Raw genomic sequence first — 24,628 nt, forward strand, 5'->3', positions numbered from 1 at the left:
AACATAGGATTTTTTAAATGCAAGTGACTTTCATTTATATTTGATAATGATTTTCATTGACAGCTATTTTTTATTGAACTATACTTGAAATAGGTCTGTTAACATAATATTGGTAACAAAGGAGTGTGTCACTATTTGAAGAATATAAATGGAATAATAAACTTAAGAGATAATAAACAGAAAATACTACTACTTGTCATACTAGTATTTTTCCTAATGCTTAGTTTTTTCGCTAGTATTTTACTGGGTTATACGAAAACATCCCTTAGTGATTTAGTAAATACATATTTGAACTATTCAAACAGTACAGAGCATATAGTCATAAAAACCTCTAGAATTCCAAGAGCACTTACTGCCCTCTTTGTCGGAGCTAGTTTAAGTGTTTCAGGCTTACTGATGCAAACACTTACTAAAAATCCTATGGCATCACCTGGACTACTTGGTGTTAATTCTGGTGCGGCTTTCCTTATGGTCTTTATCTATAGCTTTTTCCCAACACTTTCTCAAGGCTATACAATACTTTTTTCTTTCACTGGAGCTGCCGTTTCCGTAGTTCTTGTGTATGCCTTAGCAGGTGGACTGAGAGGTTCTATTCAAACTTTTGATCTAACTCTTGCTGGTGCTGCAATATCTGCCTTTTTTATGTCATTTACCCAAATGATACTGTATAAAGACCAGAAGACTATGGAGGAGATTATATATTGGTTAACAGGCTCTGTTGAAGGAAGAAGTGTAGATAGTTTAATGAAAGTAGTACCCTATATAATTATCGCTTTAATCTTTTCTTTTATTATATCAGGGAAATTAAATATATTTTCACTTGGAGAGGAAACTGCCAAGGGCCTTGGTATTAATACAGAGTTCTTAAAATTACAAATAATACTATTGGTAGTAGTACTAGCTGGTTCTTCAGTTGCCGTAGCTGGTCCAATAGGACTTGTAGGATTAATTGTTCCTCACATTACTCGTTCTTTTATTGGTTCTGAATTTAAATGGACAATTCCCTACAGCATAGTCTTAGGTTCTATATTTTTATTGTTAGCTGACATTGGTTCTCGTTTCCTAATTTATCCCAAGGAAGTTCCTGTTGGGGCATTAACAGCTATCATAGGTGCTCCATTTTTCATCTATATAGCTAGAAAGGTGGAAAATAACTAATGAAGAAATTTTTAATACTTCGAAAGAATAAATTTTCTTTTATATATGAAAAAAGAAATCTTTTAATGTTACTACTTACACTAGTTATTTCTATATTAGGGTTGCTTTTTAGTTTAAGTATAGGCCAAAGTAATATACCTATAATAGATGTAATAAAAACCTTATTAGCAAATGAAGCTAATGGAAATTCATTTATAATAAACACTATAAGACTTCCTAGAACATTATCTGCATTTTTAGTAGGAGCCTCTTTAGCACTTTCTGGTGCTATTCTGCAGGGAATTGTAAAGAATCCTTTAGCTGAGCCAAATATTATGGGTATAGTAGATAGTGGTTCTGTTGGTGCACTACTTTTCCTTACTTTATTTACAGATCCTAAAAATAACTCCTTAACAACTAGCATATTCTATATGCCTGTATTTGCTTTTGTCGGAGCATTTATAGCAGTATTCTTAGTTTATTTTCTATCATTTAAAAGGGGAGTTACACCTTATAGATTGATACTAATAGGTATAGGAATAGCTGGTGCTGCAAAAGCCATAACTTCTATATTACTTATCAATGGACCAGTAGTATTTATTAAAGAAGCAAGTATTTGGGTTACTGGTTCTGTATATGGTACCAATTGGACTCACGTTAAGCTTTTGTCTATTTGGTTTTTAGTTCTTTTCCTAACTACTCTAATATATATTAGAGAGTTAAACATTCAAAACTTAGAGGATAACATTTCTAAAGGACTTGGAAGCTCTTTAGAAAAAAACCGATTTATTCTTATGATTTTAAGTGCAGCTTTAGCCAGTGGTGCAGTAGCTGTAGGTGGAGGAATTAGTTTTGTAGGCTTGGTAGCACCGCATATATCTAGAAAATTAACTAATTCGTCCTTTGGAAATATAGTACCCCTTTCCATATTAATAGGTGGAATAATAGTAATGCTGTCTGACCTAGTTGCTAGAACCTTATTCTTCCCTTTAGATTTACCTGTTGGAATATTTACAGCTGGGATAGGTGCACCATTCTTTATCTACCTACTAGTTAAAAATCAAAAGCTTTTAAAAGGAGGAAATTAAATGAGTTTATTTGCTAGCAATTTAACCTTAGGTTATGGTGAAAATATAATTCTGAAAGATATTAATGTTACTATACCAAAGAATAAAATATCGATATTAGTAGGAAGTAACGGCTGTGGAAAGTCTACATTGCTGAAAACTATGTCTAGACTTCTAAAACCTATAAGTGGTACGGTCTTTTTAGAAGACTTTAATATATTTGAAAAATCTACAAAAGAAATTGCAAAAAAATTAGCTATACTTACTCAGTCACCTACGGCTCCTTCCGATTTAACTGTATTTAATATAGTAAAACAAGGGAGATACCCCTATCAAAATTGGTTTAGTCAATGGAGTAAAGAAGATGAAGATATTTTAAATTACGCACTAGAAAAAACTGGTTTACTAGATATTAAACATAAAAAGCTTTCTGATCTTTCTGGCGGACAAAAACAAAGAGTTTGGATTGCTATGACACTAGCTCAACAGACAGATATTATTTTATTAGACGAACCTACTAATCATTTAGATATAAAGTATAAAATTGAAGTGCTAGACTTATTAAAAAACTTAAATAAAACGGAAAAAAGAACTATTATAATTGTTCTGCATGATATTAACTTAGCTTGTAGATATGCAGATCACGTTATCGCAGTAAAAGATGGAAAAATATATGGAGAAGGTAACCCCAATATAATTATAACTGAAAAACTAATAAAGGATGTATTTGATATAAATTCTAAAATAATTCAGTGTCCTTTATTTAGAACTCCAATGTGTATAACTTACCAGTCTCTAAGCAAAACTGTTTAATATTCATATTTAAACTCATTAATAAAACTAAGATAAAAAAGTGTATTGTAAAGGTAGCTAGTTTCATAAAAATTTCTACTCCTTTACAATACACTTTTATTTTTTAATTTACTTATTAATATTCTTGTTTAAAATATAAACTAAATCTCTTACAATTATGCTGTTTTTGAGCCTTTCCATTCCGCAACATAATCCTCTAATATACGGTTAAGAACTTGTCCAATACGAGAATAAGATTCGTCATTTAGATTTGCAAGTGATATTCTTATAGACCATTCAGGGCCATCAAATCCACTTCCGCTTAATAGTACAATAGAAGACTCTTCTGCTAATCGTAAAAGAACATCTAATGGTTTATAATTATCTTGTAAATACTTAACAAACTCATTATTGTAGTTGCGACTAGCCCATTCTAATAAATCAAATTGTGTATAGTAAGCAGCATCAAAAGGATCTGCCTGTAAATCAAGCCCCAATCCATCAAACAATAATCTTTGACGGCGGCGACAGATGTCTTTTGTTAACTGTTTATAATTATTTTCTCTATCAAGGATTGCAAATAGTGAAAAGAATGCCATTTGCACCTGTTGCGGTGTTGATAAGCCTGCAGTATGATTAAGTGCTACTTGACGACTATCTGCTACAATTCTATCGATAAAAGGAATGTTATCTGGATCAGTGGAAATCCCTGAGTAACGAATCCTTGCTCTTTCTTTCCTATCCTTATCTTGTTCTTTTAATAACTTGTCAAATACGTTATCTTCATGAAGTGCAATAGTTCCAAGACGCCAGCCTGTTACTCCAAAATACTTTGAGTAAGAATAAACCCCAATAGTGTTATATGGTAGATCAGCCATTAAAGAACGGAAATTATCTACAAAAGTACCATATACATCATCTGAAATAATCATTAAATTAGGATTACAATTTTCAACAATATTCTTTAAATGGTTAATGGTTTCTGGTTTCATTGCAACGGAAGCTGGATTGCTTGGGTTAACTATAAAAAGCGCCTTTATAGTTGGGTCACATAATTTTTCAATTTCCTCTTCAGGGTACTGCCATGTACGTGTTCCATCTGACTTTGTTTCATCAGCTAAAATTTTGACAACTTCAAAATTATAACGTGGCAGATGAGGAATTTCTAAATAAGGTGTAAAAATTGGCGCCATTAATGCAATCTTATCTCCTTTTGACAGTATATTATTTGCGATTAAGGAATCAAAAATATAACACATTCCTGCAGTAGCACCTTCTACAGCAAATATATTAAACTTTCCTTCAAGAGGCTCGTTGTAGCATAACTCTTGGATGAGGTAATCCTGAACTACACTCTCAACATGTTTTAGCATTCTATCTGGTTGAGGATAATTATCTCCAATAATACCATCTGCTAACTCATATATCCAATCATCCGCCTTAAATCCCTTCACTGTTACACCATAGTTTATTATTTTTCTTAATAGTTCAATCCCCGGAGCATTTCCGTTATTTTTTACAAACTCTAAAAATCGACTAGCAATTCCATCTTTTTTTGGCATTCCTGCTAAATCACCATCTGCCCATACTCTGCGACTCTCTTCAATAGCAAAGTGACCAAAAGTGAAAAAAGCTTCTCTTGGAGTTGCTGCAATCCAATTAGGATTCCCTCTACCTGCATCTAACAATGAATGTGTTCCACTTTTCTTTGATTCTTCTGCAAGACTAATCAATTTATCCTTAAGCTCAAAGGGGCTAATCTTACCATATACTCTTTCAATTTCTTCTCTTTGAATACTAAAATTACTCATTCTTACATCCTCCTATTTCCTATCTACTGCTATGATTTTCTATGAAAGTTAATTTAATAAACTTACATAGTTTTACTCCTATTATTTAATTAAGTATTTTTTATATCATTTATTATGTTTTCTTTTTCAATTGAAGAAAGAATTATAAAGGTTTCTGTATTACCAAAGGTTTGTATCTTTCCGATAAGTTTTTCTAAGGCTGCAATGTCATCAAGTCTGGCTTTTAAAATTTTGCAATAGGGACCTGTAACTTGATAGCATTCAATTATAGAATTTTCTCCTTTTACAAATTCCATAAACTTTTCAGACCCTTGAACGCTAGTTCCTACATTTATAAGCACATTGATTTTTTTCCCTAGTTTATCATAGTCTACAACTGCTTTATAACCAGTTATAATATTTTCCTCCTCAAGCCTCTTTACTCGTTCTGCTACTGCAGGTGCACTGAGAGCTACCCTTTGTGCGAGCTCCTTCATAGGTATTCTTCCGTCTTCCAGAAGTATCTCAACAATTTTGTAGTCTGTAGAATCCATAAACATTCCTCCTAGAAAAACCATCTTTTCTCTTATTATAAAATGAAATGAATAAATAATTCCTATTTTAATAGACTATATTTGCAAGCCCCTTTAAGGTAAAACTATTTAAATTCATCTGTCATTTTTAAATTGTTTTTATTTTAGCACAGCACAATCACTATGTACATGTATAAAGTAATGCTATTTCATGTTTTTGTGTTATTAAATTAGTTGTTTGTGAAAAAAACTTAACTTAATAACAAATAAACTTATTTAAACCTAACTAAATATAGTCATTAAATAAGTAAATTTCAGTAAATAAAAGCACTTTTAATATTGTTCAAATTAAACAATATTAAAAGTGCTTATTTCTAACTAGTAAATAAGTATTAACTTTATAATTCTTAAGATACTTAAATATAAAATGGGTATTTGTTAACTAATATAAGTTACAATTTATTTATGCACTGAATAATAGGATTAATGGCTTTCTTATCCGTCCAATCAACAGGATTATTGTAACATTCTAGCAACCCTTTAACATCCTCATCAAGTTGCTCTTCCTTTAGCCTCTTAAGTTTCATCTTAAGTGCATTCATCATCATCTTATCAACAAAATCTAATTTATTATAATTAAAGGCTCCTCTTAAGTAAAAGAAAGTTATATTTTCTTTTATCTCTTCTTTAAAATTTTTAGATAATACCTGGTTTAGTTCGGACTCCCTACCAGGTGAGCAACCTACAGCAAATATTATAACTTTTTTATCCATTAGTTCTTTAAAATTATCAGTAATTATTTTAACTCCGCTAACGCCAACTGCATGCATAAAGCCCCCAAATACTATAATGTCATACTTTTTCAGATCCTCAACTTTTATTCTCGAAGCTTCAAATAGATCCGCTCCAATCTCACTAGCTATCCATTCGGCATATCTTTTTGTACTTCCATATTTAGATTTGTAAATAACAACAGACTTTGTCATACTTTACTCCACATCCTTATGGCATATATTTATAACCATATTATACCATAATCCTCAGCAGTTAAGCAGCCTTTTCTAACGCTTCACTTAAATCCTTACACATATTTTCTTCTCCAATTTTATGAATAAACCCAGCTTTCTCTAGTACAGAATAAGGCTGCTCCTGTACTCCAAGAAGTATTAATTCAGTGTTATGCTCTATACAACTTCCATATAGGCCTTCTAACTCATGGAAGGCTGTAGCATCCATAGCCGGTACATTGTTCATCTTTAAAATTATAACCTTTATATCATCTTCTATTTCATCCACTGCTTGTTTAAACTTATCTGCCGCTCCGAAGAAAAAAGGTCCATTTATCTCATACATTAAAGTATCATTTGGAATACCCTTTTCCCTTTTATAAAGCTGTGAAGATAAATTTTCAACATTGGTAGTATCAGCCATTCTCTTCATAAATAGTAAACTAGATAAAACCACACTAACCTCTATAGCCATAACTAAGTCAATAAGTACAGTTAGTGCAAAGGTAGTTAACAATATGAACATATCACTTTTAGTTGTACCAAGAAGCTCCTTAAATTCTCTCCACTGACTCATATTATATGCTACTACCATCAGTATTGCAGCTAAGGTGCATAATGGAATCAGTTTTGCATAAGGCATAAACAATAACATAATTAGCAGTAATACTACTGCATGTACCATTCCAGATATAGGCGTAGTTCCACCATTTTTAATGTTAGCTGCAGTTCTTGCTATCGCTCCAGTAGCAGGAATACCTCCAAATATACCTGAAGCTATGTTAGCCAGTCCCTGTGCAATAAGCTCTGTATTTGAACGATGTTTCTCTCCTGTCATGCCATCAGCCACTACTGCGGACAGAAGTGACTCTACCCCTCCAAGAAAAGCAATAGTAAGGGCTGGATGAATTAGCTCCTTTACAACTTCAAGCTTTAATGCTGGTATATGAGCCCCTGGAAAAGCAGATGAAAGCTCTCCATACTTGCTTCCGATGGTATCAACGTTTAATTTAAAAAAATAGGCTAAAACAGTGGCAATTATTAAGGCTACCAAAGACCCAGGAATTGTTTTATTTATTCTTGGCCATAAAACTATAATCAATAAAGAAACAATACCTAAAGCAACACTTGTCCAGTTAATGTTATTGATATTTGAAATATATATCTGCCATTTTCCTATAAATTCACTTGGCACATTATCAATGTTTAATCCTAAAAAATCTTTAACTTGGGTTGAAAATATGACTAGGGCAATACCACTAGTAAAACCTGTTATTATTGGATATGGTATAAACTTCATCATCTTTCCTAGACGCAAAATACCCATTAGCACTAATATAATTCCTGCTAATATAGTTGATATTATAAGACCATCTAGTCCATACTTAGTCAATATTCCATATACAATAACCATAAAAGCACCTGTAGGGCCTCCTATTTGCACAGAACTACCACCTAAAAATGAAATTATAAAACCAGCTATTATGGCCGTGTGTAGTCCTTTTTCCGGAGATACTCCTGATGCAATAGCTAGTGCAATTGATAATGGCAATGCTATGACTGCCACTATAATTCCAGCAGTAATATCGCTGCAAAAAAGGTTGAAATTGTAATTTTTTATGCATGAAAAAAACTTAGGTCTAAATGTGGACAATTTAAAATACCTACCCTTCCTTATATATTTACTAAATAAGTTGTATTTAAAACAACATATTCCATAATATCAAATTATCCCGTCGAAGTGAAAGGTTTAATAGGTTAAAATACCGCCTTATAAGTGGATATAAGCTTATATTTTTTACATATTCTTTAATATGCTTAAAACTATTCCTTTTTTGTATATAACCTGACTTTAATTATACTTACTTGCTTAATTGTAAATAACTTGATTTTTTCTCTCTTATTGTTCATTGATATAACCTTATAATATTCATACTTATTAAAAACAACAGCTGTAGTGTTAATCATACACATAACTACACTGCTATTACGTAAATAATAGTATGAATAAATACAAAAAAACTGTTAACAACCTAAGTTATTAACAGTCTCTATTTTGTGCATTATCATGAAGCAATTTAATAATATTACGTAAATCTACTGCAGATATTTGTCCTGGTGCAGAAACTTTTTTAGCTGCTCCAAAAGTTAATGCAGATCCAAATAACCCTCCAGATACTCTACTTATAATCCCTTTTCCATCCATTGATATTGTAATAATAGGCCTATCAGCATACTTCTCATTCATAATGCGAGTTGCATCTAAAAGTGTAATCACATCCTCAGAGCAAGTAGGCATAACTGCTATTTTAGGAATATCTGCTCCTAATTCTTGGGCCTTACATAATCTTGATATGATTTCTTTCTTCGCTGGTGTCTTGTTAAAATCGTGGTTTGATATAATAACTGCTATACCATTTCCATGAGCTATGTTAACCAATTCTTTTATAACTTTTTCTTCATTAAATAATTCAACATCAATGACTTCAACAAGTTTTGTTTCAGCAATTGCTCTATTTAATTGAAAATAAGCTTCTACAGCAAGTTCTTTCTGTCCACCTTCTTTAGAACTCCGGAAGGTAAAGATTATAGGCTTGTCAGTTAAAATTCTTCTAATTGTTTCTAATGCTTCTTTGACTCTATCTATTTCTGTAACATCATCAAAGAAGTCTACCCGCCATTCAACAACATCAAAATCCAGATTTCTTAAAAAATTAGCCTCTTCTGCCAATTCTAACAGCGTTTTTCCTATCATTGGTACACAAATTTTAGGTAAACCTTCACCTATTGTGACACTTTTAATATTAACTACTTTCTTCATAAGTATTTCTGATCCTTTCCTTAATTATTTTACCCAAACTATAAAAATTGAGTTACATCAATATTATATTTTTTTATCTTGTTATATAAAGTATTTCTTGTTATATTTAATACCTGGGAGCAATGAGTTATATTGGCTCTATATTTTTTTAGTACTTTTATCAAATGCTGCTTCTCAACGTAATCTAAGTTTAGATATTCAGTCTTTAACTCTATAAAAGGTTCCATATCACAGCACTCTTCCCTAAAATAGTGAGTTGGTATAGATTCTGTATTTATGACTAATTCAATGACATTTTCCAGTTCCCTAATGTTTCCTGGCCAATCATGACTTAACATATTATTTATATATTGCTCAGGTATTTTTATATCCGGCTTATTAAGTCTTTTACCTATACTCTTAAAAAAGTGCTTTGCAAGGAGTAAAATATCTGATTTCCTTTGCCTAAGAGGCGGCAAATATATTGGTAAAACATTTAACCTATAGTATAAATCTTTTCTAAAGTTGCCCTTTTCTACTTCTTTTTTTAAATCTCTATTTGTAGCTGCTATAATTCTAATGTCTACAGAAATAGGCTTAGAGCTTCCTATTCTAGTTATGGTACCTTCTTGCACTACCCTTAACAACCTAGTTTGCATTTCTATAGGCATTTCTCCAATCTCATCTAGAAATATAGTTCCTCCGTCAGCCATCTCGAAATTTCCTATATTTCCTCCCTTCTTAGCACCAGTAAAAGCCCCATCTTCATAGCCAAAAAGTTCTGCCTCTATAAGCTGCTTAGGTATTGCCCCACAGTTTAATGCTACAAAAGGTCCATCGATTCTACTACTGTAATTATGAATTGATTGAGCAAATACTTCCTTGCCAGTACCGCTTTCCCCCATTATTAGGATTGTAGACTTACTATCTGAAATCTTTTTTGCGTATTCTACTATTTTTAAAAAATTCTCATCTTCCCCAATTATCTTATCAAAAGTATAAAAAGCTCTACAGTTTTGTGCTGCCTTCTTACTTTTTACCGAGTTTTTTCCTATCTCTTCAAATGTGTATACTATTTCAATTACATCCTCTTCTGAATTATATATAGGAATAGCTGTTAGATTACATTTAAAACTATTTCTTAATGCGTATATATTAACCTCTTGCGACACACTTTCACCTATATATATACTTTTTCTAATTTCCTCCCAATCTTCAATTAGCTCACTCATTTCTGAGGTTTTTAACTTATTTTCTCTACTGCCAAACATATGCAGGCCCTTTTTATTACACATCTTAATTTTTCCATCTACATCTGACAGTATTAATGCTACAGGAATTTGATCAAATATAGTTTTTATATGTTTGTTTGTTACATCCTGTAGCCTATTGCTTTGCTTTGTCATCATTATATCTTCTATGGCTGCAGCTGCTGCCATCACCATACCTAAAGTATGGGATTGTATATGTTTTGCGTATCCAGTAAGATCTAGTACTCCAATAATCTTTTTGTTTTCATCTCTTATAGGGGCAGCGCAGCACCCCCATTTATGATACGCCTTAACAAAATGATCTTTTCCTAAAATTTTAATTGGAGTTTTATCTCTTATAACCATACTCATAGCATTAGTTCCCATATCCTTTTCGTCCATAAATGCTCCTGGAACCATCTTCATAGCAAAGGCCTCTGACAGTATTTTTTCGTTTCCTATAGAATTTAAAATACATCCCTCGCCATCAGTAAGAAGCGCAAAAAACTCGTGTTCTTTAGTTACTTCCGTAAGCATTTCCATATAGGATGCAGAAGTTACAATCAATTCTCTATTTATAGCAATTTTCTTTTGTAACTCTACTTCATTTAGTATTTTCCTACTATATACTTGGTCTACATTAATGCCCCACTTTTTACATCTTTCATGTGAATTTTTAATACTAAGTCTGAAAATTTTTTCATCAATCACTTTACTCCGCCCCTTTATAAAGTGAATCTTTAAATATGAGATAAAGTGTAGTTTACAGTACTTATACTAGTTGTTGATTGGTTAACTATTATTTTATTTATACACCCATAGTCCTGTTTTATTTTAAAAATATTCTCTAAAGAGATTCCTAAAATATCACTTAGAATAATCCTATTAACCCCTGCATGAGCAACAATCACTGTACTTTCCTTTGTGTCTAGCACTATACCTTTGAATATATTTAATACTCTATCTTTAAAAACACCAAAGCTTTCCCCACCATCTGGTGTAAAATCTTTTATATACTTTCCTCGATTTTCAAATTCTTTTGGATACTTATTTTTTATTTCTTCAAAAGTTCTGTTTTCCCACTTACCCATATTTATTTCTCTTAACTCTTTTAATTCTACTTTTTCTATATTTCTACCTTCTGAAATAATTTCTGCAGTTTTCCTCGTTCTACTTAAATCACTACAATATATTTTTTCTATATAAATTTCACTAAAAAACTTTTTTAATTTCTTTCCTTGATTAACTCCTTCCTCATTTAATAGTATATCTGAAAAACCTATGTATCTTTTTTTATCATCAGTATCTATTTTTCCATGTCTGACTAAGTAAATAATTTTATTCATATGAGATAATTTCCTCTATACAATTAATTTTTTCTGCAATTTTCTCTGCATTTTTAAGTCTCTGCTCTATCCTTTTTATAATTTCTGTATCACGACAGTATTTTTTAAAGGCTTTATTAAATCTTTCTTTAAGTGAGCTGCTTTCAGAGTCCATATTTAATTTATCTGCTAGATATACTATTTCTTTTTCCGTGATTTCCTCTTTCTCATTTACTGAAATGTCCATATGAACTTCTATAATGTCACCAATTTCTCTATATCCTAAACTCCTCATAATTTTACCTGCTGCCTCTGCATGGTTTTTTTCTTGCCTGACGATATCATGGAGCAGTGCAGCTGCTCTAATTTTATTTATATTTAAATTCTTACCTTTCCTATTTAATGTCTGAGCTATATTTACAGCAGTTGCTGCTACAGCTTCTCCATGGCTTACTATTTTTTCAGGAACACTGTATTTCCTTAATATTGCACTACATTCCTCTTCATTTGGTGTGTCATAAAAAGTAAAATAATTTAGTAAATTATTATAATCTTCTAAAGTATCCATATCTAACAATATTCCATTATCTATTACTTCAATAGTTGATGAGTCTTTTTCGTATAAGCTTAGCACCTCTCTTAAGCCACCGCTGCTAATGTTTTTTATTATGTTATTCTTATACTTAGTAGATATTAAAGGGGGATGTCCTTTTTTCCCCTTAAATTGTGGATAAATAATACCCTTTTCTCCTTTTAAAAATTCTTCTTTAAGCAATTCCAAAGTCTTTATTTTTATTAGGGGTATATCCACAGGAATTAAAAAAAAACCTTTTGAATCTTTATCAATTTCACTAAGTGCTTTTAAAACAGATGAACTCATTCCTTCTTTATACTTTTCATTTAGTATACACCTTACCGATTCCTTCTTTAATACATTTACTATTTCCTCGGCTCTATGCCCCACTATAACTAAAATGTCCTCTATACCAGCACTAATAAAAGTTCTTATAATCATCTCTACCGCTGTAACCCCTCCAAATTTAAGTAGTGGTTTGAACCCATTCATACGAGAAGATAATCCTGCAGAAAGTATTATAGCTGAATATTTACAACTATCTTTCATTATTTTTTTTCCCTTCTTACTTTTATTAACTCTGCAGCAATACTTACCGCTATCTCTTCAGGAGTCTGGGCAGAAATTGGTAAACCTATTGGAGCATATACTCTAGAAAGGTCCTCATTGTTATATCCCTCTTCTAATAAATTATTGTAAGTAATCTTAATTTTATTTTTACTACCTATCATTCCAATATATTTAGCATTGGTTTTAAGCATCTGAGATAAAACTTCTTTATCATAAGCATGTCCTCTTGTAACTATTATTACATAACTTTGCTTGTCTATTTTTATTTTATCTGATAAATTCTTAAAGGAAGGAATTACAATAACCTCATCCGCTGTTTTAAATCTATCCATATTTGCAAATTCTGCTCTATCATCTAGAACAATAGTTTTAAAATCTACTAGCTTTGTTATATCTGCGAGCTTTTGGGATATATGCCCCGCTCCAAATATATATACAGTTTCAAGATTTAGTACCGGTTCTATAAAATACTCTTTATCGTTAACATCTACAGTATGAATAGTCAGTTCTTTAAATCTTTCCCTAACCTTTTTAAAAACCTCTTGTACAGAATCTTCTTCTTCTCCATAAAAATCTGTTTCAGTACAAATCCACTTATAAGGTTTTCCTTCACCAAAACTATCTTTACTAATTCTACTAATTAAATAAAAGTTAACCCCTCTTTCTTCAAGTTCAAATGCCTTTTTATATATTGCTGTTATAGTACTTCCTTCACCATCTATATATTCAACTAAAACCTTTAAGTTTCCTCCACAAATCATTCCTATAGAAGAAGCTCCTTCATTGGATAAGTTGAAATCTTCAACAACAGAACATTTATTATTTAAAACCATATTAGCTAGTTTTATAGTTAAAGCCTCAAATATTCCTCCACCTACTGTTCCTATGATAGAAAGGTCTCTTTTTATAATCATTTTGGTCCCTTTCTCCCTAGGGGCAGATCCAGATTTATCTAAGATAGTGACCAAAGCAAAGCTTTCTTTTTTATCCAAAAGTTCTATAATATCTTTATATAAAATCATTATCCTTCATACTCCCTTCTATAATCATAAATTCTTCGTTTTAAGGTTCCATTGCCACTTTCCTTTTCTCTATCAGGAAGCAAAATTTTAATCTCTAAAATTCCTTTTTTAATAGATTTACTTATTACAGGTATTTGATTTAGATTTCTTACAATTTCATCTTTTACAACTTCAAAGTTTTCCTTGCTAACATAAGCTGTTATAACAAGTTCACTTTTTTCTTCTATATTATTTTCTCTATAATTATACAATTTTCCTTCCTTTTTATTGTAAATTTGTGATTTAGAGTTATCCATAACACTAACTTCATAATTCATAATTTCTTTTATTTTAATGAGATTTTCATCTATATCTCTCATATTTAAAAAATTACCATCATAAATTTCAACTTTATTTTCTATTCTTCCTAAAATTCTATCCATGGTCCTTAATACTGTACCGCAGTCGCAGGCCTTCGCACTGAATCTTCCTTTATCACCGGTGCGATACCTAATTAGAGGCATTCCTTTTCTTGTAAGAGTTGTGAATACTATTTCACCGTATTCTCCATCCTTTACTTTTCTTCCTGTGGTAGGACTAACTACTTCAAAATATAGATCTGCTTCTCTTAAATGATATCCCTTTAGAGATTCACACTCTACTCCTCCCCCTAATCCCATCTCAGTCATACCATAATGAGTAAAAACCTTGCAATTCCCTGAATCCGTCAATTCCTCTATAAGTACATTAGGAACATAATCTGTACTTAACAATACCTTTTCTATACTATTAGAAAAAACTTCTTTTTCCTTTCTACTTAATGAAAGCACCTGAACAGGTATTCCTACTAGGGAATTTATGTTTTTTAATTTGATAATATTCGATACTTCCTTTACATCTTTTATGGGGCCCTGTATATAGGATTCCACATTTATTCTACTTAAAGCCTTTTTTAATAAATCTCCTACAGAGCCAGATATTTCCCCGGGCAATAGTATGAGCACTCTATCATTACTATTTACAATATCCTTCATGCCTTCTTTAAAAAAATCTATAGTAAGCTCTTGATCTTCCTCTGTAAAAAATATTCTTTTTGATTTTCCTGTAGTTCCAGAGGTGTTAAGAGATACAATTCTACTTATATATTGTTGGGATACACATAAAAATCTAAGAGGATTGTCCTTTATATCTTCTGCTGTAGTAAAGGGGACTTTCTCAAAATCTTCAAAAGAATTAATATCATTTTCATTAATATATCTTAACTGTTCCTTATAAAATCTACTATTATTTTTCACATAGTTTATATTTTCCTTTAGCTTTCTTAACTGATAGTCTTCTATGTCCCTGCTCCCTATTTTCTTAAATATCCAATTTTCAAGAGATGTTTTTTTCACTGTTACTTCCTCCTGCGATATAAATAATTTCCCTTTATATCTGTAAGATTATATGCGCAGAAAGGAATAAGTTTACCTTCTGGATTTACCACATGTATGCAGCAATCCTTTACTCTCTCTAAATCTATATTCCAAACATCTTGAAAGGCCATACCGGAAATGCTAAAGGAATAATTCTTAATACTTTGGATAATATCGTCCCAGTTCATGATTTGTGAGGTACCCATTTTAATATTAGAGTTGACATTGTTTCTTTCGGACCAATTTCTAGCCACAAACTTTTTTGCTTTTTCCGCTCCAGCTTCTGCTTTTTCACTGCTGCAGCAACAATCACTAGAGTGCTTAGTTACTTGAGATAGCTGTCCATTTCCTTTATATATATAGTTACCATGGAAGGAGCAAAAAGAATTTTCACAACCTGGTGGTCTAAAGCTTTCCTCTTGAATTCTTCCCCCAGTCTGCTTTTCTATAGCCCTAATCACCTCTGGTATAGTAACTCTATCCTCATCCTTAGGAATATCCGGAATCCTTCCAAAGTAACTTACTGGTTGAAAATGTACTCCTCTTACTGTTGGCAGATTTTCTAGAGCAAAATCTATAATAGCACCTATGTTGTCTATATTTATTTTAGGAACCAAAGTAGGAACAAGAATCACTCCAATATTATATTTTTTACAACTTTCTATAGCCTTTAGCTTTAAGTTGAGAAGTTTTTTTCCTCTTAACTTTTCATATATGCTGTCATCCATACCGTCAAATTGTAGGAAAATAGAATTAAGACCTGCCTCTTTAAGCTTCTTAAGGTAGTCCTCCTCCTCTGCAATACGGACTCCATTAGTATTTAATTGTATAAAACTAAAGCCTATGGAATGTCCTAGTCTTATTATTTCTGGTAAATCCTCTCTTACTGTAGGCTCTCCCCCTGATATTTGTATATTGCAATTACCACTAGACTTTAAAACAGATCTATAAAGAAACTCTATTTTATCTAGTGTTAATTCACTAAAACTGATGCCAGAATTAGCAAAACAAAAGCTGCAGTTTAAATTACATTTGTCTGTAACCTCTATAAGTGCAGTGCAGGTATGTTGCCTATGTTCTTTGCATAATCCACAATCAAAGGGACATCCTTTTTCTATCTCTGTAAAGGGAGTTTTAGGGTAGGAAGGTATTTTATTTCTAATCCAGCTCTCTATCTTAGGACTATCCCTCCATATAATAGTTTTAAAACTCCCATGATATTCACATTCCTTTTGTAAGTAAACATTCGTTCCCTCTTTTATTTTTTTTGCTTCTATTTTCTTTAGACAAATAGGACATAAACTTTCTGTTTCAGAAATCACTGTAGCTTTATCCATAGTTACTCCCTTTCTCCAAAATCGTATTCATGTTTATATAATATTTCCTGAAGTTTTTCATAGCTTTTTATAAGTATATTGCCGCACTTTATGGGATAACTTACATTGCCCTCACTATCACTTATCACATGGGCTCCAACTATATCCCCGCATTCGATACTCTCGAATTCTTCTTCAAACCATTCCATATATTCGTTAATCATTTCATTAAAGGCTTCACCTTTACTTTCTCTAGCTTCTCCTTTACCTGCATATAAGGATAAAATACATATACCTCCTGTAACAACTCCACAGGTTCTTTTTGAAAAACCTATGCCGCCGCAGAGCCCATTTACTGCTTTTATTAAATCCTTGTTTTCCTTTCCCTCTTCCTCTAAAGCCAGCTTAAGAAGTATTTGTGTGCAGCAAAAACCTTCTGAGGATAGCTTGTAAATATCAAATGCTATATCATTCATCTTATTACCTCCAGATTACTCATATTTATGGAGAACTTTATTATATTAAGTTTTTCTTCCGACTATAATGAAATATCCAACCTTACACCTGCGCAAAATTTCTTCAAATTTAGAGGAGTTTATACTGCATTCAGTACTGTTACGCCAAAATATATTCATAGAACCATACGTAAAAATAATTTTTATCATCAATTGCTTTAATAAATCTGAACAATCTTTGCAGAGGGCTATTTTAAATCCCTGTCTTATAAACTCCTCTTTTAACTCCTCTAAATCATGAAGCCCTCTCATACAGCTATTAAAGGAAAAATCTTTTAATTCGTGAATAAATTGTGGATTCTTGGCATACACATCTGTAGCAATAAAATACCCATCTTTCGCTAAAACTCTATAGGCTTCAGAAATAACTTTATTTCTGTCCTCCATAAGAGATAATGTACACTCTGCAAAAATCCCTTTCATACTGCTTTTTTCAAAGTCTAAAGATTCTCCCCTTCCCTCTACTAAATTAAGTTTTTCATTTCTCTTTTTTCCTATTTCTATTAATTTTCTTGAGGGATCTATACCGACAGCCTCTAATTCATACCTGTCCCATAAATACTCTACAGTAGCTCCCATTCCACAGCCTATATCTAATAGCTTATCTCCCTTTCTAAACTTACAAAATTCTACAGCCTCATCGGTTAAACAAAATCCCCCTGGTCTCAAGGTAGTTCCTAGAGCTTCCCTCATAGCCCTACTTTCATAAGCATTGCAACTGACCATAATTATTTGTCCTCCAGTCCCTTTTCCACTTCCAGCATTTTACCTGCCGCTAACTCTTCTGTTATAAGTACCATACCGCATTTAGGACATTTCATTAGTTCCACTTCAAAGTTTCCTCCAAGATAAGTTACATTTGTTTTTCTAAGCTGTAGATTTATACCACAATTAAAACAAATCCAAGGCACTTGCTCTTCACTTTTAGTATTCATATTTTAGCCCTCCAAAACTTCCATTCTATGACTATAAACATTGTGAACAAGATATTTTTCTTGTTCATATTCATACTCAACCCAATAGGTCACATTTGCCAATCTTTTTCTAGCTAAAAAATGACCATTGTTAGGATTTACAAATTTCTCTACATTACTTTCAGCATTCTTTATAACCTTTTCCACATCCTGTAAAAGAATTAATTTATCTTCCATCTTTTCTTCTATAGACTCTGATAAAATAATATTTGCTGCTATTTCTCCACCATGGTGAATGCTTTCACCGTAAAGCTTTAATAACTCTTCTTTAACCTTAGTCCTATTTAATCTTCTTTCCCATAACTTAGGACCTTTTCTTTCTCCTAACTTTTCTAAGTCCTCACCATAAATTAAATCTAAAATATGAAAAGCTCTCTTTCCTTCTAATGAAAATAAATCTCTGCACATTGAACAATAAACTACATAATCTTCCTCTGCTTCATTTATTCTATCTTTTATGAATTCCTTTGACTGTTCTTTATTAGCATAATAAATAAGACCCCCATAGCCACAGCACTTAGTTTTTTCTCTTGAGAATTTAAGCTCCTTAACAGAATGCCCTAATTTCTTTATGATTTTTCTAACACTATCTTGAAGTGTGCTATCATATCTCGTAGTGCAAGCATCATGTATACTTAAGGTTTTATACTCATGTCTACTATTTTCCTGTGGTATTCCACTCTTATCCATAAACTCCCACAGTGAAACACAATTTATTTCTGGTATATAGGTTCTGAATATATTAGAGCAGGTTGAACAAGCTAGAATTAAAGAAGGCTTACCCATACTCTCCCACTTTTCAATAGTATTTTTAATGCTAGCCTCAAACTCTTTTTTGCGACCTGACCATTCTGCTGGTGCACCACAACAGCCTAGCATAATACCTACTCCATCTTTAATCTTTGTAGTCAAGTAACTATATATTTTAGAAATATACTCTGGGGAGGAGGCACTTAGCTGACATCCTGGAAAGAATAGGTGGCTGCTGCGTTCAAAACCAGGCTGGTGTTTTAATAGAGTAAATTTATCACTATTACTAAATTCCATATCTTTCAAGGCAAAATCATGGGCGGAAGGAGGCATTTTTTCTTTTTCTACCATACTTTGACGGGTTTCTATAATTATATCCCTCATGTTAAGCTTTGAAGGACAAACTTCACCACATAAACCACATAAGCTACAGGAGTTAATCATTTTATTTGCATGGTGATCTCCCAATATAATAGCTTCATTATGATTTATGCTTCTTATATAGCTCTTAGGAGTCATTTTGAATTTTTTTAGGTGTACACATGAATTAACACATTCAAGGCATTGACATCTAATGCATCTCTTTGCCTCTAAAACTGCTTCCTGTTCACTGTATTCACCTTTATCACTTCTGTTTATAGGCAATATTTTTTCAATATTCTCCGTGTTTAAAGTAAGAGGAGTAGTATAGGAACCTTCATTTTCCCTTGATGCAGTCATAGATATTTTTTGAATATACCTGTCTACAGATACAGCTGCTCTTCTTCCTGTAGATATAGAATATATAACTGAATCATTTTTGTTTACTAAAGTTCCTCCTGCAAATACCCCTGGTATTTTAGTCTGAAATGTGGAATCACTAATCTCCAAATCTTGATGCCATTCTCCTGTATCTATGCAGACCGCATCATAGTCCTTTGATATTTTTTGGAGTTCTTCTTCTCCTACTTTACTATTAAACCTTATGGATATTTTTCCTTTTTTGATATGCTCAAGCTCTTCCTTAAGAAGCTCTGGTGGTAATTGAAAATTCCACATCCTTCCACCTATTTCTGCTTTTTCTTCAAATATAGTCACAGCATAGCCTTTCTTATCTAAATCTAAGGCAACAGTAAGACCACTTATTCCTCCACCTACTACTGCAACAGTCTTACCATTTTTAGGTATGGGAAATTCTTTTTTTGGAGTTCCATAACCGTGCTTTATTACTGCTTTTTCAAGTGCACCTATAGATATAGCACCGCCCAAATCTTTTCTGATACAAACCTCTTCACAGGGATGATCACAGATGTTGCATATAATTCTTGGAATAGGTACTCTTTTTGCTAAGGTTTTATAGGCCTTTTTAAGATTTCCTTCGCTTACTTCTGCAATAAAGGTCTTTATATCCACATGTATAGGGCACTGTGCTATACATGGAGATGGTTTATCTGTTATACATAGCTTCTCTTTACTCAACAATTTTTCTAAATCCATTTTCCACCTCTTTATGATGAGATATTATTTATTATGGAACTTAGAGAGTGAGAATAGAATTCTCACTCTCTAGTACTGAAATAATATAGTTACTTAATTATGAACTATAATTTTATGCTATTTTTTAAGTGCTGCTAAAACCTTTTCTGGTAAAGCTGGTAACTCAGTAATTTGTACTCCACAGGCATCATAAATTGCATTAATTATAGAAGCATGAGGTGCTGATAATGGCATTTCACCTGCACCTGAAGCACCATATGGACCGTTTGGTCTCTTAGTTTCTTGATAAATTATTTCTATATTGTCAGGTACATCCTTGATTTGTGGAATTCCACATCCGGTAAGTGTAGTGTGTTTCTTCAAGTCTTCAAAGTCTTCGCTTAAGGCTAATCCAATACCTTGAACTAATCCACCATACATTTGACCATCAACTACAAGCTTGTTAACTATAGTTCCTAGATCTGCTATTAAAGTAAGCTTATCTATATTAGTCTTTCCTGTAGTAGTATCTACTTCTACCTCTGACATAAGAACACCATACATATAAGTTGGGAATGGGTTTCCTTGACCATCTTTTGGATCTGGAGCATTACAAGGTGCTGTCCATGATCCAGCATATTTTAAATCTTTACCTGCAGCTACCATTTCATCATAAGTCATGTAAGTGCCATCAGCTTTTTTCATAGCTGCTAGTAGATTCTCACAAGCAACTCTAGTAGCATTACCAGTTACAACGTTAGAACGGCTTCCACCTGCAGGACCGCTATTAGGAGTTTTCTCCATATCATTCATAACTAATTTTATTTTCTCTGGAGCTATTCCTATTGGTTTTAAAGTTTCATGAGCTATAGTTAAAGTTCCCATGTCAGCTCCTTGACCATGGTCTTCCCAAGAGTTTCCTACAGTAACTCCTGCTTTAGTTAACTCTGCCCATGCATGTGAAGTATCTGGACCATCAAGACCACAACCATAGATTAATAAGGAAGTTCCTACTCCATATTTTTTATCTCCGCCCTTAGCATTCTTCTCTGCAGCATTTTGCTTAGCTGTCTTATATAGTGGACGTAATTTTTCAATCATACTTGGTAAGCAGATTACGTCTGGATCACAGCCAGTAGGAGTTTTATCGCCCTCTCTGTAAACATTCATATATCTCAATTCAAGAGGATCTACCCCCATCTTCTTAGCTAGTTTATCAACTAAAACTTCTGAAGCAAATAAACTCTGTGGTGAACCATATCCCCTGAATGCTGAACCCCAAGCATGGTTTGTAGCGACTGTTCTTCCGTTTCCTCTTATATTTGGAATGTTATATCCTGCACCCATAAATTGTGAACCTCTAGTAGTTACAAGGTCACCAAATTCACAATATGGACCGTGGTCAACGGACCAGTCAGTTTCTAATGCATTGAATTTTCCGCTCTTGTCAGCACCTAACTTAAGATGCATAAAGAAAGGAGATCTCTTTCCAGTATAAGTTATTTGTTGATACATATTGAATTCCAAGAATACTGGTCTCTTTGTTACTAATGCTGCTACCCCAAGAAGACCTTCCATAGTTGGACTAAATTTATATCCGAAAGTACCACCTGTAGGATTTTGAACTATTATTACGTCCTCTAGAGGAACTCCTATACCATCTGCTACCATAAGCGCATGGAAATGAAGTGCTACACTCTTTGAATGTATAACTAATTTCCCATCTTCGTTAAAATAAGCAAATCCAACATCTGGTTCTAGTGGAAGGTGTGGTTGTCTTCCTACATATGAATCATCTTCAACTACATATTCTAATGAATCCATTAAAGGTTTTGTATCTTCACCTTTTATAGTAGAACATTCAAAATAAATATTTGGTGTTCCAGGATGAATTTCTATAGCATCTTCAGCCATAGCTGCTGGAGCACTCATGTACGCTGGTAATTCTTCTAATTCCACTTTAACTTTTGCTGCTGCTGCTTCTGCTTGACATGGTGTATCAGCAAGAACCATAGCTATAGCATCACCAAATTGGAATACCTTTTTATCATTTAATATTGGTCTTTCTAGTCCATCTCCTTTATTAGATGGGAAAGCCAATCCATTTATTCTATTAGTTCCCGGTACATCCTTATATGTTAGAACTCTATAAACACCAGGCATTTTTTCTGCTTCTGAAGTATCTATAGATAATATATTTGCATGAGATACTGTTGCTTGTACTAATTTAATGTGTAATGTATTTTCTGGAAGTTTTAATCCTAAATCTGCTCCAAAATCCCAAGTTCCTGTTACTTTTGCTAGTGCAGAAGGACGTATAGCCTTTGAACCTAAAAGACTTTCTCCCTTTGGAAGCTTACTCCATAATTCTTCTTTTGTTACTTCTCCACGGATTAACCTTGCTGCTTCCATAACTGCATCAACTAATGGCTTATATCCTGTACATCTACATAGATTTCTATTTTTCTGGAACCAAGCTCTAACATCTTCTCTTGTTGGATTGTTATCACTTTCAAGTAGTGCTTTAGCTGAAACTATAAATCCAGGTGTACAGAAACCGCATTGTGCTGCACCATGTATCATCCAAGCTAGTTGTAATGGATGAAGATGTTTTTGGTCTCCAACTCCTTCTATAGTTATAATTTCTGCTTCATCAGGAACTCTTTTCATTCTAGTTATGCAAGATCTTACAACCTTGCCATTTAAAATTACAGAACAAGCTCCACATTCTCCTTTTCCACAACCTACCTTAGTACCTGTTAAAAGTAATTGTTTTCTTAAAACATCAGATAAAAGCCCCTCTGCTTCTGCAATAACAGTTCTTTGAACCCCATTAATAGTTAAATTCTTTTTTATCATATACCTGTCTCCTTTCAAGGATAAATAAAAATATATTATATTAAAAAATTAATATAATCCCCCTTTTCCAAAGCTGCAGTTTGGATACCTGCACTCTTTGCATTGTAAACACATTCCCCCATGTCCAAGCTTTACAATATCATTCTTAGTTACTTTTTCTCCTGCTAATAGTCTTGGTATTACTAAATCAAAAATCGTTATTTTATTGTACATAACACAACCTGGTAAACCAAGAACAGGAATATCATTTATATAGCTCAGCAAAAACATTGCACCTGGCAAAGTTGGTGCGCCATAAGAGACAATATCTGCACCTGCCTTTTTAATTCCTAGAGGAGTTACGTCATCTGGATCTACAGACATGCCTCCTGTAACAGTTATTAGCTCTACTCCCTCTTCTATAAGAGATTTAATAGACGCGGCAATGTACTCTGAATCATCCTTTGCAAATACCTGTTTTTCTACAGTACATCCTAATTTATCAAACTTACTACGTATTACTGGTCCAAACTTATCTTCAATTCTTTTGTAAAATACTTCGTTTCCAGTTGTAACAATGCCAACCTTCTTGTTTTGTAAAGGTAATACCTGCACTATAGGATAATTATCGCTGCAAATTCTTTCTATACTTTTAATTTTTTCCTCTTTTGTTACTAATGGTATAATTCTAGTTCCTGCAATAACTGTGTTTCCTTCTACTAATTGATTGGTATGCAATGTGGCAAACATTATATCATCAACACTATTTATATCATCCAAAGCCCTATAGTTTACCTTTAACAAACCTGGGTACTTTGATAATAGACTTACTTTTCCTTCCTTAGGCTCAGAAAAAGTTACTCCCTTTCCAGCTGCTGCCTTTGCCATTCTTATTGCGGCATCGTTTTCATGTAAGTCTCCCTCATTAAATTCCATAATAAATATGTGTTCTTTTCCCATATTTAAAAATCTCGGAATCTCCTCCTCAGTTATTATATGTCCTTTTTTAAATGCGACTTTTTTGTGCTCCCCAGGAATTATTTCAGTCATATCATGCCCAAGTACCATTCCCACTGCTTCCTGAACAGGTAGTAACCTCACAACCCACTCCCCCTTTGTAAGTCTATTTAATTTGTAAAATAGTTGTATACATTAAAATATATAGCAAGTCTTATGCCATTAACTGGGATATGCCATTTTATGTAATATTGTTTTTTTATTAACATTGATTGCTAATTTTTTGAGCAAAATACCTTTATTATAACTGTTCATTTTTTAATCACTGTATAATTTTTGAGCATTGAGATTAAGAAGATAGGTTATTCAGTTATTATCTTTCATATTGTTTAAAATCAATGCAGTAAAAAAAACCATGACTTTTCATGGATTAAGTTAATTAAAAACCCCGTACTTTTTAAAAGTACGGGGTAAAACTATATTATTAGCAGACTTCACTTATCTTGTCTGATTGTGATTTATCGTAAACAATAAAAAAGCCTGTAAACATGAATGTTTACAG

Annotated in this window: 20 protein-coding genes; 3 read left to right on the top strand and 17 right to left on the bottom strand. The window is 32.6% G+C overall.

The window, feature by feature from the left end; translation table 11 throughout:
• Positions 1-135: 135 nt before the first annotated feature.
• Genes N4T77_RS18175 through N4T77_RS18185 form a run of 3 tightly spaced genes read left to right on the top strand, consistent with a single transcriptional unit; the run spans position 136 to position 3,017 of the window.
• Positions 136-1,158: an iron ABC transporter permease gene (locus tag N4T77_RS18175; protein ID WP_261673280.1), complete on the top strand. Its 1,023-nt coding sequence runs from the start codon at positions 136-138 to the stop codon at positions 1,156-1,158.
• Positions 1,158-2,225 carry an iron ABC transporter permease gene (locus N4T77_RS18180; RefSeq protein ID WP_261673281.1) on the top strand — a complete coding sequence of 356 codons (1,068 nt, stop codon included), beginning with the start codon at positions 1,158-1,160 and terminating at the stop codon, positions 2,223-2,225. Before N4T77_RS18175 ends, N4T77_RS18180 begins: the two co-directional genes overlap by 1 nt.
• The gene (locus N4T77_RS18185) at positions 2,226-3,017 is read left to right on the top strand and encodes an ABC transporter ATP-binding protein (protein ID WP_261673282.1); all 792 of its coding nucleotides are present in this window, start codon (positions 2,226-2,228) and stop codon (positions 3,015-3,017) included.
• A gap of 155 nt (positions 3,018-3,172) precedes the next feature.
• Here the strand turns inward: N4T77_RS18185 and aspD are convergent, their stop codons facing one another.
• From aspD to N4T77_RS18270, 17 genes are all read right to left on the bottom strand, one after another.
• Positions 3,173-4,807 carry an aspartate 4-decarboxylase gene (aspD, locus tag N4T77_RS18190; RefSeq protein ID WP_261673283.1) on the bottom strand — a complete coding sequence of 545 codons (1,635 nt, stop codon included), beginning with the start codon at positions 4,805-4,807 and terminating at the stop codon, positions 3,173-3,175.
• 89 nt (positions 4,808-4,896) lie between these two features.
• The gene (locus N4T77_RS18195; RefSeq protein WP_261673284.1) at positions 4,897-5,340 is read right to left on the bottom strand and encodes an Lrp/AsnC family transcriptional regulator; all 444 of its coding nucleotides are present in this window, start codon (positions 5,338-5,340) and stop codon (positions 4,897-4,899) included.
• A 431-nt stretch (positions 5,341-5,771) separates the two neighbouring features.
• Complete coding sequence (locus tag N4T77_RS18200) at positions 5,772-6,305, bottom strand: flavodoxin domain-containing protein (RefSeq protein ID WP_261673285.1); 534 nt, start codon at positions 6,303-6,305, stop codon at positions 5,772-5,774.
• Between the two features lie 61 nt (positions 6,306-6,366).
• Positions 6,367-7,980: a SulP family inorganic anion transporter gene (locus N4T77_RS18205; protein WP_261673286.1), complete on the bottom strand. Its 1,614-nt coding sequence runs from the start codon at positions 7,978-7,980 to the stop codon at positions 6,367-6,369.
• A gap of 387 nt (positions 7,981-8,367) precedes the next feature.
• A complete protein-coding gene (gene aroD, locus N4T77_RS18210) occupies positions 8,368-9,147 on the bottom strand; it encodes a type I 3-dehydroquinate dehydratase (RefSeq protein ID WP_261673287.1) in 780 nt (259 codons plus the stop codon).
• A gap of 38 nt (positions 9,148-9,185) precedes the next feature.
• Complete coding sequence (locus N4T77_RS18215) at positions 9,186-11,087, bottom strand: sigma-54-dependent Fis family transcriptional regulator (protein ID WP_396125160.1); 1,902 nt, start codon at positions 11,085-11,087, stop codon at positions 9,186-9,188.
• A gap of 29 nt (positions 11,088-11,116) precedes the next feature.
• Entirely contained in the window at positions 11,117-11,722 is a 606-nt protein-coding gene (cobC, locus tag N4T77_RS18220) for an alpha-ribazole phosphatase (protein WP_261673288.1), read from the bottom strand.
• The gene (locus N4T77_RS18225) at positions 11,715-12,824 is read right to left on the bottom strand and encodes a DVU_1551 family NTP transferase (RefSeq protein ID WP_261673289.1); all 1,110 of its coding nucleotides are present in this window, start codon (positions 12,822-12,824) and stop codon (positions 11,715-11,717) included. The genes cobC and N4T77_RS18225 overlap by 8 nt, the downstream gene beginning before the upstream one ends.
• Positions 12,824-13,867 carry an XdhC family aldehyde oxidoreductase maturation factor gene (locus N4T77_RS18230; protein ID WP_315903181.1) on the bottom strand — a complete coding sequence of 348 codons (1,044 nt, stop codon included), beginning with the start codon at positions 13,865-13,867 and terminating at the stop codon, positions 12,824-12,826. Before N4T77_RS18230 ends, N4T77_RS18225 begins: the two co-directional genes overlap by 1 nt.
• Positions 13,867-15,240, bottom strand: a complete 1,374-nt coding sequence (locus tag N4T77_RS18235) for a DVU_1553 family AMP-dependent CoA ligase (RefSeq protein ID WP_261673290.1) — start codon at positions 15,238-15,240, stop codon at positions 13,867-13,869. Before N4T77_RS18235 ends, N4T77_RS18230 begins: the two co-directional genes overlap by 1 nt.
• Positions 15,241-15,242: 2 nt before the next feature.
• Entirely contained in the window at positions 15,243-16,598 is a 1,356-nt protein-coding gene (trsS, locus tag N4T77_RS18240; protein WP_261673291.1) for a radical SAM (seleno)protein TrsS, read from the bottom strand.
• 2 nt (positions 16,599-16,600) lie between these two features.
• Positions 16,601-17,053 carry a DVU_1555 family C-GCAxxG-C-C protein gene (locus N4T77_RS18245; RefSeq protein ID WP_261673292.1) on the bottom strand — a complete coding sequence of 151 codons (453 nt, stop codon included), beginning with the start codon at positions 17,051-17,053 and terminating at the stop codon, positions 16,601-16,603.
• Positions 17,054-17,098: 45 nt separating this feature from the next.
• Entirely contained in the window at positions 17,099-17,818 is a 720-nt protein-coding gene (gene trsM / locus N4T77_RS18250) for a DVU_1556 family methyltransferase (protein ID WP_261673293.1), read from the bottom strand.
• 2 nt (positions 17,819-17,820) lie between these two features.
• Positions 17,821-18,027 (bottom strand): DVU_1557 family redox protein, encoded by a 207-nt coding sequence (locus tag N4T77_RS18255; RefSeq protein WP_261673294.1) that lies wholly within the window; start codon positions 18,025-18,027, stop codon positions 17,821-17,823.
• A 3-nt stretch (positions 18,028-18,030) separates the two neighbouring features.
• Positions 18,031-20,292, bottom strand: a complete 2,262-nt coding sequence (locus N4T77_RS18260) for a pyridine nucleotide-disulfide oxidoreductase/dicluster-binding protein (RefSeq protein ID WP_261673295.1) — start codon at positions 20,290-20,292, stop codon at positions 18,031-18,033.
• A gap of 117 nt (positions 20,293-20,409) precedes the next feature.
• On the bottom strand, positions 20,410-23,130 hold the full coding sequence (locus N4T77_RS18265; RefSeq protein WP_261673296.1) for a molybdopterin-dependent aldehyde oxidoreductase: 2,721 nt from the start codon (positions 23,128-23,130) through the stop codon (positions 20,410-20,412).
• Between the two features lie 48 nt (positions 23,131-23,178).
• Positions 23,179-24,210: a molybdopterin-binding protein gene (locus N4T77_RS18270; protein ID WP_261673297.1), complete on the bottom strand. Its 1,032-nt coding sequence runs from the start codon at positions 24,208-24,210 to the stop codon at positions 23,179-23,181.
• Positions 24,211-24,628: the final 418 nt, after the last annotated feature.

This window comes from Clostridium sp. CX1 (assembly GCF_025398335.1).
Taxonomy (GTDB): domain Bacteria; phylum Bacillota; class Clostridia; order Clostridiales; family Clostridiaceae; genus Clostridium_AM; species Clostridium_AM tanneri.

What these genes read in the sequence shown, in the direction of transcription:
- N4T77_RS18255 (WP_261673294.1), bottom strand. Translation starts at nt 18,027, where the DNA reads ATGAATACTAAAAGTGAAGAGCAAGTGCCTTGGATTTGTTTTAATTGT.
- trsS (WP_261673291.1), bottom strand. Translation starts at nt 16,598, where the DNA reads ATGGATAAAGCTACAGTGATTTCTGAAACAGAAAGTTTATGTCCTATT.
- N4T77_RS18265 (WP_261673296.1), bottom strand. Translation starts at nt 23,130, where the DNA reads ATGATAAAAAAGAATTTAACTATTAATGGGGTTCAAAGAACTGTTATT.
- N4T77_RS18225 (WP_261673289.1), bottom strand. Translation starts at nt 12,824, where the DNA reads ATGAAAGATAGTTGTAAATATTCAGCTATAATACTTTCTGCAGGATTA.
- N4T77_RS18245 (WP_261673292.1), bottom strand. Translation starts at nt 17,053, where the DNA reads ATGAATGATATAGCATTTGATATTTACAAGCTATCCTCAGAAGGTTTT.
- trsM (WP_261673293.1), bottom strand. Translation starts at nt 17,818, where the DNA reads ATGGTCAGTTGCAATGCTTATGAAAGTAGGGCTATGAGGGAAGCTCTA.
- cobC (WP_261673288.1), bottom strand. Translation starts at nt 11,722, where the DNA reads ATGAATAAAATTATTTACTTAGTCAGACATGGAAAAATAGATACTGAT.
- N4T77_RS18185 (WP_261673282.1), top strand. Translation starts at nt 2,226, where the DNA reads ATGAGTTTATTTGCTAGCAATTTAACCTTAGGTTATGGTGAAAATATA.
- N4T77_RS18200 (WP_261673285.1), bottom strand. Translation starts at nt 6,305, where the DNA reads ATGACAAAGTCTGTTGTTATTTACAAATCTAAATATGGAAGTACAAAA.
- N4T77_RS18260 (WP_261673295.1), bottom strand. Translation starts at nt 20,292, where the DNA reads ATGGATTTAGAAAAATTGTTGAGTAAAGAGAAGCTATGTATAACAGAT.
- aroD (WP_261673287.1), bottom strand. Translation starts at nt 9,147, where the DNA reads ATGAAGAAAGTAGTTAATATTAAAAGTGTCACAATAGGTGAAGGTTTA.
- N4T77_RS18230 (WP_315903181.1), bottom strand. Translation starts at nt 13,867, where the DNA reads ATGATTTTATATAAAGATATTATAGAACTTTTGGATAAAAAAGAAAGC.
- aspD (WP_261673283.1), bottom strand. Translation starts at nt 4,807, where the DNA reads ATGAGTAATTTTAGTATTCAAAGAGAAGAAATTGAAAGAGTATATGGT.
- N4T77_RS18195 (WP_261673284.1), bottom strand. Translation starts at nt 5,340, where the DNA reads ATGGATTCTACAGACTACAAAATTGTTGAGATACTTCTGGAAGACGGA.
- N4T77_RS18180 (WP_261673281.1), top strand. Translation starts at nt 1,158, where the DNA reads ATGAAGAAATTTTTAATACTTCGAAAGAATAAATTTTCTTTTATATAT.